This window comes from Streptomyces bohaiensis (genome assembly GCF_012033785.1).
GTDB classification, from domain to species: Bacteria; Actinomycetota; Actinomycetes; order Streptomycetales; family Streptomycetaceae; genus Streptomyces; species Streptomyces bohaiensis.
The window spans coordinates 1-1807 of sequence record NZ_JAAVJC010000481.1 but is presented as its reverse complement, the minus strand read 5'-3'; the positions used below and the strand labels follow the sequence as shown (position 1 = coordinate 1807).

The window sequence follows — 1807 nt, the reverse complement described above, 5'->3', positions numbered from 1 at the left end:
GTGGCGGCCGGGTCGCCGGCCGCGCCCGCACAGGCAGCCGCGCGGACAGCCGGCGGGACCCCGAGGGACGGCGGCGCGCCCGCCGCCGTGCGCCACGACGCACCGCGGAGCGCTTCCCCTGCCCGGTGGCGAGACCGATCCACACGCTCGTGACAGATGTCAGAACCCGCAGGCAACTCGTTGTGCGCCGCCGCGCGACGGCGGCATTCTGGGCGCCCAGTTCGACCGAATCGGAGCCGTCGCCGCTCCGGGGGTTCGGCCGTCACCTCCCTGACCAGGAACGGGTTCGTGGTGTGAGCATGGCAGCAGCGGGGCGCGCGGAAACCGGCACGACCGACCGGGTGGGCCTGCGCCTCTTCACACGCGCGCCCGTCACCCCCCGGTGGCTGGCCCGCACCGTGGTCCCGGCGGCACGCTCCCTGCGGGACGGGCGCGACGCCGGGCTGGTCCACATCCGGCGCGGCTGGCTGCACGGCCCCCACATCGAGTTCGTCGCCCGCCCCTTCCCCGGCCAGTCCGCCCCCGACTGGCCGGAGCTCGCCGACCGCCTCGACGCCGGCCCCGCCGAGGGCCCCGGCGTCCTGGACGAGGAGCGCTACCTGGCCCAGGCCCGGGAGACCGGCCGGCTGGAGGGCGTCGAACCGCCCTATCTGCCGATGCGCGAGCACGGCGCCGTGGAGTACCTGACCGCGGCCGACCTCGACGGCTGGCCGCAGCCGCTGCTGGGGCTGCGCGAGATGGCACTGGACCGGCTGACGGGCCCGGTGCTCACCACCGTCGAGGGACTGGACCGCGCCCCGCAGGACGCCCTGACGCTGGTCGGTGAGGCGTTCGTCGCGCTGGCCGCCGCCCATCCCCGGGGCGCCGCCTACGGGGTGTTCTCGCTGCGCTCGCACGCCGAGGCGTTCCTGGCGTGGGCCGCGCCGGTCAAGGACCCCCGGCCCTCCTTCGCGCGGCGGTTGGAGGCCGACACCCCGCGGCTGCGCCCGCTGGTCGAGGCCGGACTCGCCGGCCGCACCGAAGGTGCCGCCGGCTGGGGGTCGTCGTTCGCCTACTGCATGGGCGGCTTCGATTACGCCGTTGCCCAGGGGCAGTTGACGCTGGAGGGCATCGACTCGCTCGGCAGCGGCTTCGACCGCGCCACCATGGGCCCGCCCGGGTCGGACACCGGTCGGGTCGAGAGCGCCCCCAGCGCGTTCCACCGCACCATGGACACCTCCGGCGCGCTGGACACCACCACCGAGTGGTTCGCCTCCTACCGGCTGCTGGTGAACCTCTTCTACCAGCAGCTCCCGCTGCTCTGCGTGCCCCCGATGCACCGCTACTACTTCTGCTACGCCGTCGCCGAACTGGTCGACCGCGTCCTCGGCACCACCTGGCAGGAGCGCATCGAGACGGCGACCGGGTCCCCCGCCCCGGCCCAGGACGCGGCGGTCGCCCGATGAGCGCCGCGGAGCCGACCCCCGAGCCGATCGACGAGCCCACCTCCGGCCCGATCGACGAGCCGCTGTGGATGCTCCGGCTCAACCCGCTGCGGCGCGAGCGGCTGGCCGACCCCGACCTGCTCGACGCCCTCACCGCCGTGGACCGCGCCGAGGCCGAGGTGCTCGACCGGGCCGCGCGCTGCGCCGACGCGCTCTACACCCGGATCGGCGCCACCGAGGACCGCGACGTCCGCGGCCGGCTCATCGCGTTGCGCCGGGCGATCCACAACGACACCGAGCCGCGCGCGGCCCTCCTGGCCGACGACGACCCCGAGGTCGCCGCCTGGCAGCGGGCACGGCAGCGGCGGGCCGAGGCCCGCGAC

General features: G+C 76.1%; 1 protein-coding gene and 1 pseudogene. Both read left to right on the top strand.

Translation table 11 applies throughout. From position 1 onward, the window contains the following. Positions 1-299 precede the first annotated feature (299 nt). Positions 300-1445, top strand: a complete 1146-nt coding sequence (locus tag HCN52_RS24105) for a hypothetical protein (RefSeq protein ID WP_209314944.1) — start codon at positions 300-302, stop codon at positions 1443-1445. Then, a pseudogene (locus HCN52_RS24100) lies at positions 1442-1807 on the top strand (lantibiotic dehydratase); the annotation flags it as partial. The gene HCN52_RS24105 and the pseudogene HCN52_RS24100, both read left to right, overlap by 4 nt.